We start from the raw sequence: 20,285 nt of genomic DNA, 5'->3' as shown, positions 1-20,285 counted from the left end.
CTCCCGTTCATGGCACTCGGTTTCGTCCGCCCCGCGCGCCCGGAAGACTCCGGCGCCATCGCCCGCATCCAGCTCTCCACGTGGCGAACGGCTTACCGGCGGATGTTCCCCGCGCACATCCTGGCCAACCTCGACGAGGCCTACCTGGCGCGAGGCTGGGGCGAGGCGATCGAATCCCCGCCGTCGGAACGCCACCGCGTCCTGATCGCCGTCGAGCAGAGCGAATCGGCCAACGAGATTGTCGGCTTCACCGCCATCGGCCCCGCCGACGAGCAGGCCCTGGCCCCCGAGGAGCCGGCCCTCCCCGACGGCTACGCGGCCATCACCGACATCCTGGTCGAGCCCCGCTGGGGCCGCCGCGGCCACGGCAGCCGCCTGCTGTCCGCCGCCGTCGACCTGTGGCGCGAGGACGCCTTCACCCACGCGGTCGCCTGGACCTACGAACAGGACGAGGCGATGCGGAAGTTCCTGACCACCGCCGGCTGGGAACCCGACGGCGCCGGCCGCGCCCTGGACGTCGACGACATGCTCGTCCCCCAGCTCCGCCTGCACGTCTCCCTGAGCGCAGAATAAAAACGTGACCGCCACTTTCGTCTACGACGGCGACTGCGCCTTCTGCACCACGTGCGCCGACTTCATCGAACGCCGGATCCCCACCCACGCCCGGGTGCTCCCCTGGCAGTTCGCCGACCTCGACGCACTGGGCCTCACCCAGCGGGATTGCGAGGAGGCCGTCCAGTGGATCGACGACTCCCCCACCAAGGCCGCCGGCCCCGACGCCATAGCCCTGCTCCTGCGCGACGCCGGCCGGGCCTGGCACCTCGCCGGCAGCGCCTTGCAACTCGCCCCGATCCGGCTGGCCGCCTGGCCCGCCTACCGCTGGATCGCCAACCACCGCCACATGCTCCCCGGCGGCACGGCGGCTTGCTCCCTCCCCCAGGCCCAGCGAGACCTCCTTTAGGGGTACGGGCGTCCTACCACCCCCTGCTGAACAGTCCCTCCAGCCGCAACTCACCCTTGCTGCACCACCCCGGCGCACCGATCAGCTGCGGGTAGCGCCCCCGGCCGGCATGGCTCGCGAGGTCGCCCAGCCGGCCCGACGGCCAAGAGCACGCACCGCCGGTTCCTGCGCGCCCAGCCCGGCCCGCCGACGGGCTGACGGACGCCGGGCTGACAGACGGCCCGTTGGGCCGGCGGGCGACGGCCCGTTGGGCCAGCGGGCGGACCGAGCGACGGCCGAAGGACGAGTCGGCGGCGGGCGAGTGGTCCACGTGCCGTGTCTTGTAGCCGAGCGCCGGGGGCGTGTGGCAGGCGCACCGCCCACTGTCCCGCGTGCTCGCTGCGCCGCGTCGGCTGTCCGCTCCCGCACTCCGGGGCCGCATCACCACCGTCCTGCGCTCGCTGCCCGTCCCAGGTTCGCGATCTCGGCTTCGGCATCACGCCCTGCTAGGCGATTTCTCCCGCTATATAGGGATGGATCGCCATCGCGCGGGTCGCAGTCTGCTTAAGAGACGGCCTCCGGTCCACAACGTTCTTGGAAAAGGGGCCTCAGCAGCGTGCCAGGCCCGTTTTCAGGAAGTTGTGCGGATCTTGGTCGAGCCGTGAGTGCGGAAATGGCTAGAAAGGGATAAACCGGCGGGCCGCGCATGACGATGGTCCACCAATTGCGACGAGTGATCAGGAAGTGAGACACGCGACCTGGGCAAGCACGCGTGACGGCGGCGCGCTCCGAGCTTCGTCGAGCCGGGCCGGGCCGAGCCGGCGAGGAAGGACGAAGGGCGGGTCAGGACGCGGGTTCGGGGGCGGGGTGGGGTTCGGAGTCCGGGGAGCGGCCCAACGCTCGGCGCACCCACACGATAGGGCGGAGGCGTTCCAGGGACAGGAAGCTGGTCATCGCCACCAGGTGCGGGGCGAAGGAGATCGTGATGGTGGCGAACGTCATCACGTGGAAGGAGTAGAAGAACGCTACGGCCATCCAGCGGTAGCGCTGCGGGACCGCGAAGATCAAGGGGCTGAGCAGCTCGAACGCGATGATGCCGAACTGGGCGACGATCAGCAGGCCGGGCACGACGGCGATCTGGTCGGCGAGCCAGGTTCCGCGGCGGACGATCGCCTGGGCCAGCACGGCGCTCAGCGGCCAGTCGAGGCCGCCGAAGCGGAGCTTTGCCCAGGCGGCCAGGAAGTAGGTGCAGACGACGGCGATCTGGGTGACGCGCAGGGCCCAGCCGCCCGCTGACGTCAGGCTCTTGTCGCCGTGGCGGGCGCGGGCGATCGTCGGGAGGACGGCGAGGGCGACGAGCAGGCCGATGCGGTCGTGGTCGACCTTGCCGTAGCTCATCGCGATGATCATCCACTCGAAGTAGAGCGCGAAGACCAGCCAGCCCAGGATGCGCGGCGCTCGACCGGTGGCGGCGGCGACGGCCAGCCCGAGCAGCGACCAGAAGACGACGTGCACGAGCAGGGCGGTGGGGGTGGGCAGGTGCAGCAGGCGGCCGACCCGCAGCGGCTGGTAGAGCGAGCCCGGCGTGTTGGCGTGCGAACGCACCCACGGGGTGAAGATCACCAGGTCGAGGGCGACGAAGGCGTAGACGAGCGTACGGAACGCGGCGACCCGGCCCAGCGGGACGGGCGAGAAGAGCCACTTCATGGCCGGGTCCATCGGGCGATGACCTCGTCGCGGTAGGTGCCGGTGGGCCGTGCGTGTCTGATGCCGACCCACCGGACGACGAGACGCACCGATTGCAGGGGGGCCGCTCCCGGCGAGTGCTCGGCGTAGGCGGCGGCGACCTCGGACAGGCGGGACGGCGTCGCGACGTACGCCGCCTCCTGGCCTTCGATCTCGGCTCGCCGGATGCCGGAGTTGCCCTCGGTGATCGGCACCGTCCGGCCGGTGATGTCGGTGCCTTCGACGCGGGAGTCCTTGGCGTCGCCGTTCGGGTCGGGGCCGGTCGCGTACATCCGGAACGGGCCGAACGGGAAGTCGTCGTCCGCCCCGAACAGGGTGCCGACGAGCAGCAGCACCCCACAGAGCGAAGTGGCCACGACCCGGATCCACCGGCCGCGCACGGTCATGTCGTCCATCGCACGACAACCTAGCTCAGCCACGCTCGGTGCCCTCGGCGGCGTCCCGGCCGGGCGGCTCAGTCGAGCAGTGAGTCGATGCCGATGGTGAGGCCGGGCCGGGAGCGGACGTTGCGGACCGCGAGCAGGACACCCGGCATGAACGACACGCGGTCGAGCGAGTCGTGGCGGATCGTCAGGATCTCGCCGTCGGTGCCGAAGAGCACCTCCTGGTGTGCCAGCAGGCCCGCCGAGCGGACCGCGTGCACCCGCACCCCGTCGATGTCGGCGCCGCGCGCCCCGGCGACCTCTTCCTTGGTGGCGTCGGGCATCGGGCCCAGGCCGGCTTCGGCCCGGGCGGCCGCGATCACCTGGGCGGTCCGGGTGGCGGTGCCGCTGGGGGCGTCGAGTTTGCGGGGGTGGTGCTGTTCGATGATCTCGGCGGACTCGAAGTAGCGCGCGGCCTTGGCGGCGAACTGCATCATCAGCACGGCGGCGATCCCGAAGTTGGGCGCGATCAGCACACCGACCCCGGGCTTCTCGGCGAGCCAGGAGCGCACCTGGTCGAGCCGGTCGGCGGTGAACCCGGTGGTGCCGACGACGGCGCTGATGCCGTGCTCGATCGCCCAGCGCAGGTTGTCCATGACCACGTCGGGGGTGGTGAAGTCGACCACCACCTCGGCGTGGGCGTCTTCCATGTTGAACAGCACGTCGCCCTGGTCGACCATCGCGGCCAGCTCCATGTCGGCGGCGCCGTCGACCGCCTTGCACACTTCGAGGCCCATGCGGCCCCGGGCACCGAGCACTCCCACACGGATCGGTTCAGTCACGAGGACAACCTACCGGTGCGGCGGGCCCACCGGCGCTCGGCCCACCCGACGCCGGCGAAGACGGCGGCCACGTAGATCCAGCCCACCAGCACATCCGCCACATAGTGCTCACCGGTGTAGACCAGGGTGAACGTCATCGCCAGCGGGTAGGCCAGCAACAGCGGCCACCAGCGCTTGCGGACCATCGGCAGGAAGAAGGCAACGGCCATCATCGCGTACGCGGTGTGCAGTGACGGCATCGCGGCGACCGGGTTGGACTGGTCGGCCTGCAGCGCGTTGAGGGTGTTGCCGGCGCTGTGCAGCCCGATGGCCTCGAAGCCGTTGGACGAGATCCGGTAGACCTGCTCCTTGAGCGCACCGTGTTGCCAGGCGTACCACGGCGGGGCGGCCGGGTAGAGGAAGTAGGTGACCAGCCCGGCCAGGCTGAGCGTGATCCACCGGCGCATGAAGCGGTAGGACATTTCCCGGTTGCGTAGCCACAGCACGACGGCGACGGTCGGCACGGTCAGGAAGTGCGAGATGTAGACCAGGGTGACGACGATTTCCCACCACTGGACGCGACCCGGCTGGTACAGGTGTTGTTGCAGCCAGATCGTCGGAACGTGACCGCCGAAGAGCGCCTCGTCAAAGTGGATCATGAAGTAGACGTGCGGGTCGAACAGCTTGTCGGCGGCGCCACGGGACAGGTTGTAGAAGACCAGCAGCAGCACCACCGGCAGCCAGTCACGCAGGAACAGCAGGTGGGTGCGCCACGGCTGGTAGTTGCGCCACGCGATGGTGGCCAGCCACAGCCACCCGAAGGCGGTGAGCGGGTCGCTCGTCGGCACCCCGACGAACGCCACGAACAGGGCGAAGGCCACCGCCCAGACGGCCATGCCGATGATCCGGCGCTTACGCCGATCGGGGTCGGCGGTCGTCTCGGGCGGTGTCTCCAGCGTCGTCACGGGGTCCAAGGTTAACGGTCCCGGGACAGGGCCTACGCGTACGGGAACTGGGTCTCGTCGAACGGACCGACGACGGCCAACGTCATCGGCTGGGCGAGGAGGTCCGCGGCGATCGCGTCGACCTCGTCCTTGGTGACCGCGTCGACCCGGCCGAGCAGCTCGTCGACGCTCATCCACTCGCCGTAGAGCAGCTCCGACTTGGCCAGCCGGCTCATCCGCGAGCCCGAGTCCTCGAGGCCCAGCACGTACGATCCCTTGACCATGCCCTTGCCTCGGATGATCTCCTCGTCGGTGAGACCGTCGGCGGCGACCCGGGCGAGCTCGGTCCGGGCCAGGTCGAGAACCTCCTCGACCTTGCCGGGCGCGCAGCCGGCGTAGACGCCGAACAGCCCGGCGTCGGCGTACTGCGAGGAGTACGAGTAGACCGAGTACGCCAGTCCGCGCTTCTCCCGGATCTCCTGGAAGAGACGGCTGGACATGCCCCCGCCGAGCACGTTGTTGAGCACGCCCAGGGCGAACCGCCGGTCGTCGCGCCGGCCGATCGCGGGGCCGCCCAGCACCACGTGGGCCTGCTCGGTGTCCCGGTTGCGGACGATCGTGTGCGGCTTCTGGTGGCGTACCCGCTTGTTGCCGGTTCGCGGGGCGGCCGGGTCGGCGGCCGTACCGTCCAACGCCGTACCCGCGATGGCCTTGCGCACCAGCCGGACCACCGTCGCGTGGTCGAGGTTGCCCGCCGCCGCGACCACGATCTGCGGTGGCGTGTAACGCCGCCGGTAGAAGCTGTTGATCTGGGTGCGGCTCATCGGGGTGACCGATTCCTCGGTTCCCGAGATGAGCCGGCCGAGCGGATGATCGCCGAAGATCGCCTCGGTGAAGACGTCGTGCACCTCGTCACCGGGCTCGTCCTCGTGCATGGCAATCTCTTCGAGGATCACCGCCCGCTCGGTCTCGACGTCGGCCGGGTCGAGGATCGAGTCGGCCACCGCGTCGCACAGCACGTCGACGGCGAGCGGCAGATCGACGTCGAGCACCCGCGCGTAGTAGCAGGTGTACTCCTTCGTGGTGAAGGCGTTGGTCTCGCCGCCGACGGCCTCGATCTCGGCCGAGATCTGCAGCGCCGTGCGCTTGGGGGTGCCCTTGAAGAGCAGGTGCTCGAGGAAGTGCGAGGCACCCGACATGGCCGGCGTCTCGTCCCGCGAACCGATTCCGACCCACACGCCGAGCGAGGCGGAGCGGGACCCCGGGATCGCCTCGGTCACGATGCGCAGGCCGGACGGCAGGACGGTACGGCGTACGCCGTCCTGCATGGTCTTGGTAGTAACGCGGGCCGGCCTTCCGGCCGGCCCGCGGTAACTCGTTGTCACGTGTGCTTACTCGCGGGGCGCGCTGCTGCGGTCGCCGCCACCGCTGGGCCGCGAACGGCGCCGGCGGGGTTCGCCGTCCCGGTCACCGCCACCGCCACCGCTGCCGCCGCTGCGCGGGGCACGGTCGTCACGCGGCGGGCGCGACTCACGCGGAGCCTGACCCTCGGCCGGAGCCGGGGCCTCCTCGCCCTCCGGGCGAACCTTGTCGAGGTAGATCTTGCCGCGGGCGTCGATGTCCGCGATGGACACCTCGACCTTGTCGCCGACGTTGAGGAAGTCCTCGACCTTCTCGACCCGCTTGCCGTCGCCCACCTTGGAGATGTGCAGCAGGCCGTCACGGCCGGGCAGCAGCGAGATGAACGCGCCGAACGCGGCCGTCTTGACCACGGTGCCGAGGAACTTGTCGCCGGCCTTCGGCATGGTCGGGTTGGCGATGGCGTTGATCCGCTCCACCGCCGCCTCGGCCGCCGGGCCGTTGGTCGCGCCGACGTAGATCGTGCCGTCGTCCTCGATCGAGATGTCGGCGCCGGTCTCGTCCTGGATCGCGTTGATCGTCTGACCCTTGGGGCCGATGACCATGCCGATCTTGTCGACCGGGATCTTGACGGAGGTGACGCGCGGGGCGTACTCCGACATCTCGGCCGGGGCGTTGATCGCCGCTTCCATGACCCCGAGGATCGTGGCGCGGGCCTCGTGCGCCTGCTGCAGAGCGCCGGCCAGCACGTCCGACGGGATGCCGTCGAGCTTGGTGTCCAGCTGCAGGGCGGTGACGAACTCGCTGGTGCCGGCGACCTTGAAGTCCATGTCGCCGAACGCGTCCTCGGCACCCAGGATGTCGGTCAGCGCGACGTACTGCGTCTTGCCGTCGACCTCGTCCGAGATGAGGCCCATCGCGATGCCGGCGACCGGCGCCTTCAGCGGCACACCGGCGCTCAGCAGGGCGAGCGTCGAGGCGCAGACCGAGCCCATCGACGTCGAGCCGTTCGAGCTCAGCGCCTCGGAGACCTGGCGGATCGCGTACGGGAACTCCTCGCGCGACGGCAGCACCGGGACGAGCGCCCGCTCGGCGAGCGCGCCGTGGCCGATCTCGCGCCGCTTCGGCGAACCGACCCGGCCGGTCTCACCGGTCGAGTACGGCGGGAAGTTGTAGTTGTGCATGTAGCGCTTGGACTTCTCCGGCGCCAGGGTGTCCAGCGACTGCTCGAGGCGGAGCATGTTCAGCGTGGTGACGCCCAGGATCTGGGTCTCGCCGCGCTCGAACAGCGCCGAGCCGTGCACCCGCGGCAGCACGCCGACCATGGCGGACAGCGGGCGGATGTCGCGCGGGCCGCGGCCGTCGATGCGGATCTGCTCGCGCAGCACCCGGTTGCGGACCTCGGACTTGGTCAGCGACCGGAACGCGGCGCTGATCTCCTTCTCGCGACCCTCGAACTGGGCGTCGAGCGTCTCGTGCGCCTTGGCCTTGATCCGGTCCAGCGCTTCCTCGCGCTCGGCCTTGCCGGAGATGGTCAGCGCCTCGGCGGTCTCCCCGCGCAGGCTGTCGGCCACGGCGGCGAAGACGTCGTCCTGGTAGTCCAGGAAGACCGGGTAGTCGGCGACCGGCTTGGCGGCGATCTCGGCCAGCTCGCTCTGCGCGCGGCAGAGCTCGCGGATGGCCGGCTTGGCGGCCTCGAGCCCGCTGGCGACGACCTCCTCGGTCGGCGCGACGGCGCCGGCCTGGATCAGCTTGATCGCGTGCGGGGTGGCCTCGGCCTCGACCATCATGATCGCGACATCACCGTCAGCGAGGACGCGACCGGCGACCACCATGTCGAAGGTGGCCCGCTCGAGCTCCTCGAGGGTCGGGAACGCGACCCACTGGCCCTCGACGTGCGCGACGCGGGTCGAGCCGACCGGGCCGCTGAACGGCAGGCCGGAGAGCTTGGTCGACATCGAGGCGCCGTTCATGGCGACGACGTCGTAGGGGTGCTGCGGGTCGAGCGCGAGGACGGTCTCGACGACCTGGACCTCGTTGCGCAGGCCCTTGGTGAACGAGGGGCGCAGCGGCCGGTCGATCAGGCGGCAGGTGAGGATCGCGTCCTCGCTGGGGCGGCCCTCGCGGCGGAAGAACGAGCCGGGGATGCGGCCGGCCGCGTACATCCGCTCCTCGACGTCGACCGTCAGCGGGAAGAAGTCGAAGTGCTCCTTGGGAGCCTTGCTCGCGGTGGTCGCGGAGAGGACCACGGTCTCGCCCAGCTGGACGATCACCGAGCCGGCGGCCTGCTTGGCCAGGCGGCCGGTGGAGAAGGTCACCTCGCGGGTGCCGAAAGCACCGTTGTCGATGATCGCGGTACGCGATTCGGTGCCGAGAGCATTTTGCTCTGTCATTTTGTTGCGGTACTCCTTCGTCGAGGACCCGGCGGTCTTCACAGCGCGGTCTTCAGGCTGGCCGGTCTTCGATCGAAGTGCCCAGGATGATTCGCCTGGGAACCACTACCGAGGACCGGTGTCTGTCTTGGCCTGCGAACCGCGCGGGTCCGTGGGTTGTTGCGCGGGGGAGCGACCGGTGGCCACTCCCCCGTCGGAGCTATCGGCGCAGGCCGAGACGCTCGATGAGCGTCCGGTAGCGCGCGATGTCCTTCTTCTGCACGTAGTTGAGCAGGCGGCGGCGACGGCCGACCAGCAGCAGCAGGCCACGCCGGCTGTGGTGGTCGTGCTTGTGCACCTTGAGGTGCTCGGTCAGGTCAGCGATCCGCTTGGTCAGCATCGCGACCTGCACCTCGGGCGAGCCAGTGTCGCCGTCCTGAGCCTTGTACTCGTCGATGATCTTGTTTTTGGTCTCTTGATCGAGCGCCATGTTCTCCGAAATTCTGTGTTGCCGGTGATCACGATTTCCGCACCCGCGGCGTCGGGCAGGCACGCGGAATCGTTCGCTGGATAGCCAGCGGTCATCACAACCCTACCAGGGGGTCAGTTGAGCAGATCCCGGGTCTCTTCGACGTCCCGGCGGATCTGCGCGACCAGGGGCTCGATGCCGTCGTATACCCGCTGTTCCCGCAGGTGGCCGACGAAGTCGAGGCTGACCCGCTCGCCGTAGAGATCGTCGGCGAAGTCGAGGACGTAGGCCTCGACCCGGCGCTCACGGCCGGAGAAGGTGGGATTGGTGCCGATCGACACGCTCGCCATGTGCCGCCCCGCGTGCTCGCCGCCCCGGATCAGCCAGGCCGCGTAGACCCCGTCGGCCGGCACCGACGCGTAGCGGTGCGTCATGAGGTTGGCGGTCGGGAAGCCGATCTCGCGTCCGCGCTGGTCCCCGCGGACGACCACGCCACCCAGGCGGTGCGGCCGGCCGAGGGCGGCGGCGGCGGCGCGCACGTCCCCGGCGTCGACACAACTACGGATGTACGTCGAGGAGAAGACCACGCCGTCCGACGAGACGAGGGCCGCCTCCTCCACGGTGAAGCCGAACGAGCGCCCGAGCCGCTCCAGCAGCTCGATGTCGCCGGCCGCCCGGTGCCCGAACCGGAAGTTGTCGCCGACCACCACGACCGCCGCGTGCAACGCCTCGACCAGCACGTCGTGCACGAACGCCTCGGGCGACAGCTGGGAGAACGCCGGGGTGAACGGCACCACGCAGAGCGCGTCGACGCCGAGCGACTCCACCAGCTCGGCCTTGCGCACCGGCTCGGTGAGCACCGCCGGGTGCGAGCCCGGCCGCACCACCTCGGCCGGGTGCGGGTCGAAGGTCATCACCACCGACTGGAGACCGAGGTCACCGGCCCGTTTCACGGTGTGCCCGATGATCGCCTGGTGGCCGCGATGCACGCCGTCGAAGACGCCGATCGTGACCACCGACCGCCCCCAACCGCCGGGCACCGCCTCGTAGCCCCGCCACCGCTGCATGCCGCCTCCGCTCGACTGATCGCCGGGCACAGCGTATCGGTCGTTCCAACCGACCGAAACGCTACGATTAGCACCGATATGCACCTTGGTTGGAGTGAGACTGTCCTGCTCGCGGCGGAGTTCACCTTCGCCGTGCTGTTCCTGCGCGCCCTCAGCGGCTATCTCTGGCGCCGCGACTCCCTGCAAGGCAACGTGACTCTGGTCTTCCTGCCGTGCACGCTCGTCTTCTGCGTCGACATCGCCCGCCGCCTCACCGGCGGCCTGCCCATGGCGGTCGGTCTCGCGGCCACCACCGTGCTGCTCGCCCAGCCCTATCTGACCATCCGGCTGGCGGCCCGGTTGCGCCACGTGCCGCGCTGGCTCGACCGGCTGGTGCTGTGCGGGTACGTCGCCCTGGCCGTACCCATCCTGCTGGCCCCGCGCCCGCTCAGCCCGAACTATCTCGTCGCCCTGATGGTCGGTTTCGGCCTCAGTGAGGTGCTGGCCGCTGCCCTGATGCACGGCAAGGCCCGCAAGCGGACCGGCGCCAACCGGGCCCGCCTGACCATCGCGTCGGCCGCCACCGTCGCGTTCGCCGGCATGATCGTCTTCATCGGGCTCGGCGCCCTGCCCAGCGGCGGCACCGCCCTGGTCGCCGTCAGCCGGATCTTCGCCCTGTTCAGCGGCATCGGTTACCTGATCGCCTTCCTGCCGCCGCGCTGGCTGCGCCGCTCGTTCGCGGCCACCGCCGGCCTGCACGTCACCGAGCAGTTGCTGCGCGCCCCGGTCGAGTCACCGGCCCAGGTGTGGCAGACCTACGCCCAGATCATGCGCGAGGAGACCGGCGCCGAGGCGGTGGCGGTGCTCATGCCCCGGCCCGACGGACAACTGGCGCAGATCGCCTACGCCGGCGAGCGGGCCCCCGAACTGGCCGAGGTCAACGCCGAGGACCTGACCGCCCTGGTCCGCGCCGGCCGGCCCCGACGGCTGCGCGACGGCGCGCCCGCCCTGGTCACGCACTACGGCGACCACTTGCGGGACGACTTCGTGACGGTCCTCGCCATGCCGGTCCCGCCCGATGTCGACGGCGCGGTCCTGCTGTTCAACCGGCATCTCACCCTGTTCCGCGACGACGACCTGCGGCTGCTCGCGGCACTCGGCGGCCAGGCCGGCATCCTCGCCGACCGGCAGGCCGTCACCGACGCCCAGCGCCGCCTCGCCGCCGAGCTGAGCGCCTCGGTCGAGGCCCTGACCGCGGCGAACAACGCCAAGAGCGCGTTCCTCGCCAACATGAGCCACGAACTGCGCACCCCGCTCAACGCGATCATCGGCTTCAGCGACCTGATGCGTGTCGAGGAACCGGAGGGCGATCGGCGCAACGTACCGGCCGAGTGGGTGGACCATATCCACACCAGCGGCCGGCACCTGCTCGGCCTGATCAACGACATCCTCGACCTCGCCAAGATCGAGGCCGGTCACCTGGAGCTACGCCTCGCCCCACTGCGCGTCGACACCGCCGTGACCGAGCTGCTCACCGGCCTGTCCCCGCTGTTCACCACCAAGAGCATCACGGTCAACCGCGAACTGTCCGAGGTCTCCGCGCTGGCCGACCGGGTCCGCTTCCGGCAGATCATCGAGAACCTGCTCTCGAACGCCATCAAATTCACCAACCCCGGCGGCTCGGTCACGGTGGTTGCCAGACAGGTCGGCGAGCAGGTGTACGTGGCGGTCGGCGACACCGGGGTCGGCATCGCCGCCGAGGACCAGCACCGGGTGTTCGAGGAGTTCCAGCAGGTCGGCGACCCGGACCGGCAACGGGCCGGCACCGGCCTCGGCCTGGCCCTGACCAAACGCCTGGTCGAGGCGCACGACGGCGCGATCACCCTGGAGTCGGAGGTGGGCGTGGGCAGCGTCTTCACCGTCCGCCTGCCCGCCGAGACCGTCCTGCCCGCCCCGCATCCCGCATCCCGCGCGCCCCTGGCCGGAAGGAACCACCAATGAGCACCATCCTCCTGGTTGAGGACGAGGAACTGAACCGGACCCTGGTCAAGGCGGTCCTGTCCCGGGCCGCGGACGAAGCTGTGCGCACCGCGTCGGTGCTCGACGCCACCACCCTGGCGGCGGCCCGCGACCGGCTGCGCACCGACCAGGTCGACCTGATCCTGCTCGACATGAACCTGCCCGACGGCAACGGCCTCAACCTGGCCCGCGAACTGGCCGCCGGGCTGCTCCCGGCGGGCAAGCGCCCGGCCGTGGTGGCGGTGACGGCAAGTGTGCTGCCCCAGGAGCGGGCGGCCGCGATCGAGGCCGGCTGCGACGATTTCCTGGACAAGCCCTACGCCGCCGCCGACCTGGTGGCCACGGTGGCCCGCCACCTCGGCTGACGGCGGCCCGCCACCTCGGCGAGGCCGGCCGCGTCAGGCCGGGGCCAGCACGATCTCCGCCCGGGCCCGGCCGTCGCGCTCCGAGACGATCGCCAGCACCTCGCCGGCCGGGTCGAACACCGCGTACGGCCCGTCGATGCCGACCGGGGGCAGCGGACCGCCGTGGCTGAGCACCTTGGCCTCGTCGGCGCTCGCCGTGCGCCGCGGGAACGCCTGCCGGGCCGCGTCCGCCATCGACAGGCCGATCACGTCGGGCGCCTTGCCCTCCAGCTCGGCCAGGGTGGCGGCCTCGGCGAGGGTCATCCGGCCCACCGCGGTGCGGCGCAGCGCGGTCAGGTGGCCGCCCACGCCCAGGGTCGTGCCCAGGTCACGGGCGATGGCTCGGATGTACGTGCCGGACGAGCAGTCCACCTCGATGTCGACGTCGAGCACGTCCTCGGTTCGCCGGATGTCGAGCACGTCGAGGCGCGAGATCGTCACCCGACGGGCCGGGATCTCGACCGCTTCCCCGTCCCGTACGCGCTTGTAGGCTCTCTCGCCGTTGATCTTGATCGCACTCACGGCGCTCGGCACCTGGTCGATCTCGCCCCGTTGCGCGGCCAGGCCGGCGTGGATGTCGGCGTCGGTCACCCCGGCCGTCGAGACGGTGGCCGTGACCTCGCCCTCGGCGTCGTCGGTGATCGTCGTCCGGCCGAGCCGGATCGTCGCCGCATAGCTCTTGCCCGACCCGATCACATAGGTGAGCAGCCGGGTCGCCCGGTTGACCCCGATGATCAGCACCCCGGTGGCCATCGGGTCGAGAGTCCCGCCGTGCCCCACCCGCCGGGTCTTGGCCAGCCGCCGGATCCGCGCCACCACGTCGTGCGACGTCATGCCGGCCGGCTTGTCCACCACGATCAGCCCATCCACATTCACCCGCACACTCTAGGAGAGTCAGCGGGTGGCGCCGAGCACCGCCCAGCCGCCGGAGCGCCAGCGCCACACCGTGGTGACGAACCGGATGAGGATGAACAGACCAAGCCCGGCCCACACGCCGCCGAGACCGAGGTCGAGCCAGTAGGCCAGCCAGATCGCCGGGAGGAAGCCGAGCAACGCCGCCGCGAGCGTGAGATTGCGCAGGTAACGGATGTCCCCGGCACCGATGAGCACCCCGTCGAGGGCATAGACCACCCCGGCGAACGGCATCAGCCCGACGAACCACGGCCAGACCACCGCGGCCTGCTCGTGCACCGTCGGATCGGGCGTGAACCAGCCCGGCACCACGCCCGCCCCGGCCGCCGCGAGCACCGCGAAGCCGACTCCCGCGATCCCCCCGGCGATCGTCACCCGGCGGGCGACATCTCGAGCCCCGGCCGCGTCGCCGCCGCCCAGGGCCGCGCCGACGAGCGACTGCGCCGCGATCGCGACCGCGTCCAGGGCCAGCGCGCTGAAGAACCACAGCTGCAGGGCGATCTGGTGGGCCCCGACCGCGGCGACCCCGAACCGCGCCGCCACCGCCGTCGCGGAGAGGAAGCAGGCCTGGAAGGCGGCCCCGCGGACGAGCAGGTCACGGCCGAGGGTCAACTGCTCGAGGATGACCTGCGGGCGCGGCCGGAGCTCCCGGGTCGCCCGGATCAGCGCGACCAGGAAGCAGCCACCGGAGACGCTCTGCGCGACCACGTTGGCCACCGCCGAACCGTGCAGGCCCCACCCGACCGGGTAGACGAGCAGGGGGCAGAGGATCGCGGAGAGCACGTTGGCGCCGAGCACGAACAGCAGTGGGCGCCGGGTGTCCTGCACGCCGCGCATCCAGCCGTTCCCGGCGGCGGCGAGAAGCAGGCCGGGGATGCCGAACGAGGCGATCCGCAACCACCCGGCGGCGGCCTCGGCGGTGGCCGGGTCACCCGCGAGGGCCGAGGTGAGCGGTCCGGCGGCGACTTGGGCAAGCAGGATCAGGAGTACGCCGAGGGCGAGCGCGAGCCACGACGACTGGACGCCCTCCGCGACGGCGGCCGACCGGTCCCCGGCCCCGAATCGCCGGGCCGCGCGCCCCGTGGTCCCGTAGGCCATGAGGTTGCCGAACCAGACCGCGACCGACATGACGGTGCCGCTGACCGCGACGGCCGCGAGCGGAACCCGACCGAGATGGCCGACCACCGCGGTGTCGACGAGCACGTAGAGCGGCTCGGCGGCGAGCACCACGAGGGCGGGCAACGCGAGCTGGGCGATCCGCCTCGCCCCGACGGACGGTTCAGATTGCCGGGCAGACGGGCTCATGGACAACCATGATGCCCGCCCGCCTGTAATGAGTGCAATGCAGTTGAGTGCTTACCAATCACTGACGCGTGTCCAGCGAGGTCTGCAGGGCGCGACGGGCCTGCTCGCGGGCTTCGTCGGTGGGCTGGGGCTTTGGCTTGGCGGCCATGATCGTGGTTCCTCCACGGTGGGCGGGGCGCGGGCTCACGCACGCGCCCGAAGTCGGTCGAGCGGGGCGTCACATGGCCGGTCCGGGGTCGCCGGACGCTTGGCGCTAGGTGACGCGACCCCCGTCGGTAGACGCGGGCGGCTCGAGGTCTTGCGTCGGCCGGTGGTGTCACGGCTGCGCGAAACCAAATCACCGTTAAGGACCAAACTATCGTTCAGTTCCGCGGAGTGAGGCGCGGTTCCCGTTGTTTGAGACAACCAGCACACAAAGAAACCGCCCGCTCACTTCGGGTGAGCGGGCGGTTGGCACGGTTCTTCAGATCAGATTGGCCTCGAGGCGCGAACGCACCGTCGCGGCGACCTCCGCCGGCGACCCACGACCGGTGAACCCGGCCGCCAGCCGATGACCCCCGCCGCCCAGCGACACCGCCAGCCGGCTGACGTCGACCGCACCCTTGCTGCGCAGCGACACCGCCCAGTCGCCCCCCGGAGACTCCTTGATCACCACCGCCACGTCGGCCTCGGCCACGCTGCGGACCGGGTCGATGAGCGTGTCCAGGACGTACGGCCGCTGGTCGTGCCGGGCCAGGTCGTCCTGGGTGGCATAGGTCCAGACCATGCCCCGGCCCCCGGCCGCCGCCCGATCGAGGGTCGCCCGCTCGAGCACCTCACTCGTCAGCTTCATCGCGCCGAACGGCTTCGAGTCGAAGATGCGGCGGGAGATGTCCCCCGGGCTGATCCCGGTCGCGATCAGGCGCGCGGCCAGTTCATGGACCTCGGGCGTGGTCATGTCGAACTTGAACGAGCCGGTGTCGGTCGCCAGCGCGATGTAGAGGCACTCGGCGATCCGCGGGTCGAGTGGGAAGCCGAGCCGCGACAACAGCCCGTCGACCACCACCGAGGTGGCCGCCGCTCGCGGGTCGACCAGGTTGACCCGGCCGAACCGGGTGTTCGAGGCGTGATGGTCGAGCACCACCACGCACGGGGCCTCCAGCAGCCGCACCAGCTCGCCCAGGCGCGACTCGGCGGCCACGTCGAACGTCATCACCAGCTGCGGGGCCGGGAACGCCTCGGCCTCGGGCACGAGCAGCTCGGTGCCGGGCATGTCTTGGTATGGCGTGGGCAGCTCGAAGTCGCCCGGGAAGGTGGCCCGCAACCGGGTGATGCCCCGCGCGTGCAGCGCCAGGGCGAAGCCCAGCATGCTGCCCAGCGCATCGCCGTCCGGACTGACGTGGCAGATCAGCTGAACTTCGTCGCCGCCGGGACCGGGAGTGAGCCCGCGGACCGCCTCGACGGCCGCGGACCACTCCGTCTCGGTCACACCCCGGGACGCACCCGAGGTTGTGGTCACCCGAGCTCCTCGCGGGCGCCGACCCGTTGGGTCTGCTCGCCCTCGCCCTCGTCGTCCTCTTCGTCGGCCTTGTACGGGTCCGAGTCGCCGGCGTACTGCTTACCGGCCGCCAGTCGCTGGACCTCCTCGTCCCGCAGCCGGGCTTCGGCAAGCAGGTCGTCGATCTCCTTGGCGTGGTCGAGCACGTTGTCGAGCACGAACGCGAGACTCGGCGAGTGTCGCAGGCCGAGCGCGTGACCGACCCGGGTGCGGAGCATGCCCTTGGCGCTCTCCAGCGCCGCCTGGGTGCCGGCCTGTTCGGTCTGGTCGCCCAGAACCGTGTAGTAGACGGTGGCCTCACGCAGGTCGCCGGTGATCCGGGCGTCCGTGATCGTCACCATGCCGAGCCGGGGGTCCTTGATCTCACGCACCAGCGACGCCACCAGTTCCTTGACGCGCTCCGCGTGCCGACGCGTCTTGGCCGGGTCCGACATATCGCCCACCTCCGACTGTAAATCCCGCGGGTTCGTACTACTCCCGCCCAACTGCTGAAGCCTACCCACCACCTGTTACCGGTGAACGTCCCTAGTCGTCGTCCTCGCCGTACAGCCGGCGTTTGACCGACAGGAGCTCGAGCTCGGGCCGGCCGGCCATCTGGTTCTCACACGTGTCGATCACGGCACGGGCCTGGGCCGGCTCGGCGGCCACCGCGGCCACCCCGATCCGGGCCCGGCCGTAGAGATCATGGAAGCCCACCTCGGCCACGCTGACCTCAAATTTCTTGAGCATCGCGACGATCGGGCGGACGTAGGAGCGCTTCTGCTTGAGCGTGCGCGAGTCGCCGGGCAGGAGCAGGTCGAACACTGCGGTTTCAGTAAACATCGCGAGCAGGGTAGACCTTTTTCAGCCCGGCAGGCGGGCAATAATCACGTCCCGCTCGATGCCCTGATCGACCCGATGGTCCAGGGGCTGCTGGGCGACGAGCTCGAGCCCGTTGGCGATCAGGATGTCCTCGGCCAGCTCGCGCTTGGCGACCTTGGTGTTCCACGACAGCCCCAGTGCCCCACCCGCGCGCACCAGCGGCAGCCAGTGCGGCACCGCGCGTTCGAGCAGGTCGAGCGGGCTACGGGTGATGCCGCCCTGGTCGTCGTAACTGCCGTGGGCCACGCCGTAGGGCAGATCGGCCACCAGCACGTCGGCCACCCCGCCCCGCAACAGCCCGTCGAGCTGGGTGGTGTCGGCCTGCAGCACGGTGATCTTCTGGATCGCGCCGGCCTTGTGATCGTCCTTGCTGGCGGCCAGGGTCACCTCGAGCCGGCGGGCGGCACGCCGCCCTTGGCGCCGCACCGGGACGAGATCCGCGGTGTGCTTCAAGCGCTTCCTCTTGAGGTACGTCTGGAGGAAGAGCTTGTACGCCTCGACATCCTTGCCGTCGAGCTCGACACCGACGCCGTCGTAGCCGTACATCAATGCCTGGTTGAGGGTCGTGCCCCGGCCACAGAGCGGGTCGAGCACGGTGAGCCCGCCGTCGAGCATCCGCCCGGCCGACGCCGAGGCGAGCAGTGTGAGGTTGAGGACCAGCTTGGTGAACTGCTCGTTCGTCTTGCCCGCGTACTTCGGGATGGTGATCAGGTCGCTGTCGTAGCGGGCCAGCGGGGTCAACTCGACCGGTCGCAGCAGGTCTTCCACGACCTCGAAGAGGGCGTACGCCGCGGACAGGTTCGACAGATGGGCGACGTCCCGGGCAACGAGGTCCCCACCGAAACCGAGGTATTCCACGCCGCCTCTCGTCTCCACGCCGATGTCCGAGATCTCGGAGCTGAGCACAGGCTGGAAAGCAGCGAGTTCGGCGAGGGACAGACGCGCCGCCTGATCGGCATAGACGCGGTTGGCGGACGGGGCGAGCAGCAGAGCGTACCGGGGCATGCGTGTCATTTTGCCGGGAAGGCCCCCGGCTCCTGAGAGCCGGGGGCCTTCCCGAAGCGTTCCGAACCGTTACGCCCGGGGCTTCTCACGCATCTCGAAGGTCTCGATCACGTCGCCGATCTGCGGGCTGCCGAAACCGCTGAGCGTCAGACCACACTCGAAGCCCTCGCGGACCTCGGTGGCGTCGTCCTTGAAGCGGCGCAGCGAGCTGATCGTGACGTTCTCCGCCACCACGACACCGTCCCGCAGGATGCGGGCCTTGCCGTTGCGGCGCAGGAGACCACTGCGGACCATACAGCCGGCGATGAGTCCGATCTTGGACGAGCGGAAGACCTCGCGGATCTCCGCCGTGCCCAGCTCGACCTCTTCGTACTCCGGCTTGAGCAGGCCCTTGAGCGCGGCCTCGATCTCCTCGATGGCCTGGTAGATCACGCTGTAGTAGCGGATCTCCACGTTCGCCCGGTCGGCCATGTCCTTCACCTTGTTGGAGGCGCGGACGTTGAAGCCGATGATCGTCGCGGTCGAGTCCGACGACGCCGACGCGAGGTTGACGTCGCTCTCGGTGATCGCACCGACGCCGCGGTGGATGACCTTGAGCTGGATCTCGTCCGGAATCTCGATCTTGAACAGCGCGTCCTCGAGGGCCTCGACCGAACCGGACGAGTCGCCCTTGATGACCAGGGTGAGCGAGGTCTTCTCGCCCTCCTTGAGCTGCTCCATGAGCGTCTCGAGAGTCGCCCGGCTGCGCGAGTTGGCGAAGCTCGCCGCGCGGCGGCGGGCCTGCCGCTGCTCGGCGATCTGCCGCACCGTGCGGTCGTCCTCGGCCGCCAGGAACGTGTCACCGGCACCCGGCACCGAGGTCAGACCCAGGACCAGGACCGGACGAGCCGGCTCGGCCTCGGCCACGGTCTTGCCGTTCTCGTCGAGCATGGCGCGGACGCGGCCGTGCGCGCCGCCCGCCACGATCGAGTCGCCGGCTCGCAGCGTGCCCTTCTGCACCAGCACGGTCGCCAGTGCGCCACGACCCTTGTCGAGGTGCGACTCGACGACGACACCCTGGGCCGGCCCGTCGGTCGGAGCGGTCAGCTCCAGCGACGCGTCGGCGGTCAGGAGGACCGCCTCGAGCAGCTCGTCGATGCCCGTACCCGGCTTGGCGGCCACGTTGACGAACATGGTGTCGCCGCCGTACTCCTCGGCGAGCAGACCGTAGTCCGTCAACTGCTGACGCACCTTGTCCGGGTTGGCGTCGGGCTTGTCGACCTTGTTGACCGCGACCACGATCGGCACCTCGGCGGCCTTGGCGTGGTTCAACGCCTCGACCGTCTGGGGCATGACGCCGTCGTCCGCCGCGACCACCAGGATCACGATGTCGGTCACCTGGGCGCCACGAGCACGCATGGCGGTGAACGCCTCGTGACCCGGGGTGTCCAGGAAGGTGATCGCCCGCTCTTCGCCCTGGTGCGGGACGACGACCTGGTAGGCACCGATGTGCTGGGTGATGCCACCCGCCTCGCCGGCGACCACGTTGGTCTTGCGGATCGCGTCGAGCAGCTTCGTCTTACCGTGGTCGACGTGACCCATGACGGTCACCACCGGCGGCCGGGTGACCAGCCGGTCCTCGTCCACGGCGGCGTCGAGGTCGATGTTGAACTGCGCCAGCAGCGCGCGGTCCTCGTCCTCGGGGCTGACGATCTGCACGTCGAAGCCCAGGTGCTCGCCGAGCAGCAACAGGGTGTCGTCGGAGCACGACTGCGTCGCCGTCACCATCTCGCCCAGGTTGAACATCTCCTGGACCAGCGAGCCGGGGTTGGCGTTGATCTTGTCGGCGAAGTCGGAGAGCGACGCGCCACGGGACAGCCGGATCTCTTGACCCTGGCCCCGGGGAGCGCCCGAACTCATCTGCGGCGCCGACAGATTGTCGAACTCTTGACGCCGCTGCTTCTTCGACTTGCGGCCACGGGTCGGCCGGCCACCCGGACGCCCGAAGGCACCCGCGGCACCGCCGCCACGGCCACGACCGCCACCACCGGGACGACCCGGAGCACCGGCACCAGCCGGCGCGCCGCCACCACCGGGACCGCCGCGGTAGCCACCGCCACCGGCACCGCCGCCGCCACCGGGACGGAAACCGCCACCGGCACCGCCGCCGCCACCGGGACGGAAACCGCCACCGGCACCGCCGC

The 20,285-nt window shown here is 70.4% G+C and carries 19 protein-coding genes; 4 read left to right on the top strand and 15 right to left on the bottom strand.

Annotation, left to right across the window (positions count from 1 at the left end):
- The first annotated feature begins 9 nt into the window (after window positions 1-9).
- Together Afe05nite_RS05245 and Afe05nite_RS05240 are read left to right on the top strand one after the other, a co-directional pair.
- Window positions 10-573, top strand: coding sequence for a GNAT family N-acetyltransferase (locus Afe05nite_RS05245; RefSeq protein ID WP_203815821.1), 564 nt, complete (start codon window positions 10-12; stop codon window positions 571-573).
- Window positions 574-577: 4 nt separating this feature from the next.
- Window positions 578-961, top strand: coding sequence for a thiol-disulfide oxidoreductase DCC family protein (locus Afe05nite_RS05240; protein WP_203815820.1), 384 nt, complete (start codon window positions 578-580; stop codon window positions 959-961).
- 822 nt (window positions 962-1,783) lie between these two features.
- On the opposite strand, the gene Afe05nite_RS05235 is transcribed toward Afe05nite_RS05240, so the two are convergent.
- The 8 genes from Afe05nite_RS05235 to Afe05nite_RS05200 form a co-directional block, all read right to left on the bottom strand.
- Complete coding sequence (locus Afe05nite_RS05235) at window positions 1,784-2,647, bottom strand: MFS transporter permease (RefSeq protein WP_239117569.1); 864 nt, start codon at window positions 2,645-2,647, stop codon at window positions 1,784-1,786.
- Window positions 2,644-3,081, bottom strand: a complete 438-nt coding sequence (locus Afe05nite_RS05230) for a hypothetical protein (RefSeq protein ID WP_203815818.1) — start codon at window positions 3,079-3,081, stop codon at window positions 2,644-2,646. Before Afe05nite_RS05230 ends, Afe05nite_RS05235 begins: the two co-directional genes overlap by 4 nt.
- 59 nt (window positions 3,082-3,140) lie before the next feature.
- A complete protein-coding gene (gene dapB / locus Afe05nite_RS05225; RefSeq protein ID WP_203815817.1) occupies window positions 3,141-3,890 on the bottom strand; it encodes a 4-hydroxy-tetrahydrodipicolinate reductase in 750 nt (249 codons plus the stop codon).
- On the bottom strand, window positions 3,887-4,765 hold the full coding sequence (locus tag Afe05nite_RS05220) for a phosphatase PAP2 family protein (protein WP_239117595.1): 879 nt from the start codon (window positions 4,763-4,765) through the stop codon (window positions 3,887-3,889). The genes dapB and Afe05nite_RS05220 overlap by 4 nt, the downstream gene beginning before the upstream one ends.
- A 101-nt stretch (window positions 4,766-4,866) precedes the next feature.
- Window positions 4,867-6,141 (bottom strand): M16 family metallopeptidase, encoded by a 1,275-nt coding sequence (locus tag Afe05nite_RS05215; protein ID WP_203815815.1) that lies wholly within the window; start codon window positions 6,139-6,141, stop codon window positions 4,867-4,869.
- A 63-nt stretch (window positions 6,142-6,204) separates the two neighbouring features.
- Complete coding sequence (locus Afe05nite_RS05210; RefSeq protein WP_203815814.1) at window positions 6,205-8,565, bottom strand: polyribonucleotide nucleotidyltransferase; 2,361 nt, start codon at window positions 8,563-8,565, stop codon at window positions 6,205-6,207.
- 199 nt (window positions 8,566-8,764) lie between these two features.
- On the bottom strand, window positions 8,765-9,034 hold the full coding sequence (gene rpsO / locus Afe05nite_RS05205; RefSeq protein WP_203724260.1) for a 30S ribosomal protein S15: 270 nt from the start codon (window positions 9,032-9,034) through the stop codon (window positions 8,765-8,767).
- A gap of 113 nt (window positions 9,035-9,147) precedes the next feature.
- Complete coding sequence (locus Afe05nite_RS05200) at window positions 9,148-10,080, bottom strand: bifunctional riboflavin kinase/FAD synthetase (protein ID WP_203815813.1); 933 nt, start codon at window positions 10,078-10,080, stop codon at window positions 9,148-9,150.
- A gap of 78 nt (window positions 10,081-10,158) precedes the next feature.
- Between Afe05nite_RS05200 and Afe05nite_RS05195 the strand changes: the two genes are divergently transcribed.
- Window positions 10,159-12,060, top strand: a complete 1,902-nt coding sequence (locus Afe05nite_RS05195) for a sensor histidine kinase (protein WP_203815812.1) — start codon at window positions 10,159-10,161, stop codon at window positions 12,058-12,060.
- Window positions 12,057-12,443 (top strand): response regulator, encoded by a 387-nt coding sequence (locus Afe05nite_RS05190; RefSeq protein ID WP_203815811.1) that lies wholly within the window; start codon window positions 12,057-12,059, stop codon window positions 12,441-12,443. The genes Afe05nite_RS05195 and Afe05nite_RS05190 overlap by 4 nt, the downstream gene beginning before the upstream one ends.
- Window positions 12,444-12,476: 33 nt before the next feature.
- Here Afe05nite_RS05190 and truB read toward each other — a convergent pair whose 3' ends face one another.
- From truB to infB, 7 genes are all read right to left on the bottom strand, one after another.
- On the bottom strand, window positions 12,477-13,358 hold the full coding sequence (truB, locus tag Afe05nite_RS05185; protein WP_203815810.1) for a tRNA pseudouridine(55) synthase TruB: 882 nt from the start codon (window positions 13,356-13,358) through the stop codon (window positions 12,477-12,479).
- An 18-nt stretch (window positions 13,359-13,376) separates the two neighbouring features.
- Window positions 13,377-14,699 (bottom strand): MATE family efflux transporter, encoded by a 1,323-nt coding sequence (locus Afe05nite_RS05180; RefSeq protein ID WP_203815809.1) that lies wholly within the window; start codon window positions 14,697-14,699, stop codon window positions 13,377-13,379.
- Window positions 14,700-15,162: 463 nt separating this feature from the next.
- Window positions 15,163-16,197, bottom strand: coding sequence for a DHH family phosphoesterase (locus Afe05nite_RS05175; protein WP_239117568.1), 1,035 nt, complete (start codon window positions 16,195-16,197; stop codon window positions 15,163-15,165).
- On the bottom strand, window positions 16,194-16,670 hold the full coding sequence (gene rbfA, locus Afe05nite_RS05170) for a 30S ribosome-binding factor RbfA (protein ID WP_203815808.1): 477 nt from the start codon (window positions 16,668-16,670) through the stop codon (window positions 16,194-16,196). The genes Afe05nite_RS05175 and rbfA overlap by 4 nt, the downstream gene beginning before the upstream one ends.
- Before the next feature lie 91 nt (window positions 16,671-16,761).
- Window positions 16,762-17,058 carry a DUF503 domain-containing protein gene (locus tag Afe05nite_RS05165; RefSeq protein WP_203815807.1) on the bottom strand — a complete coding sequence of 99 codons (297 nt, stop codon included), beginning with the start codon at window positions 17,056-17,058 and terminating at the stop codon, window positions 16,762-16,764.
- A gap of 21 nt (window positions 17,059-17,079) precedes the next feature.
- Window positions 17,080-18,102 (bottom strand): TRM11 family SAM-dependent methyltransferase, encoded by a 1,023-nt coding sequence (locus Afe05nite_RS05160; protein WP_203815806.1) that lies wholly within the window; start codon window positions 18,100-18,102, stop codon window positions 17,080-17,082.
- Window positions 18,103-18,171: 69 nt separating this feature from the next.
- Window positions 18,172-20,285: translation initiation factor IF-2 (gene infB / locus Afe05nite_RS05155; protein WP_203815805.1), on the bottom strand; the 2,114-nt coding region annotated here is incomplete at its 5' end.

The organism is Paractinoplanes ferrugineus (assembly GCF_016862195.1).
In the GTDB taxonomy this organism is placed as follows: domain Bacteria; phylum Actinomycetota; class Actinomycetes; order Mycobacteriales; family Micromonosporaceae; genus Actinoplanes; species Actinoplanes ferrugineus.
This window is presented reverse-complemented; position numbering and strand designations above follow the sequence as displayed.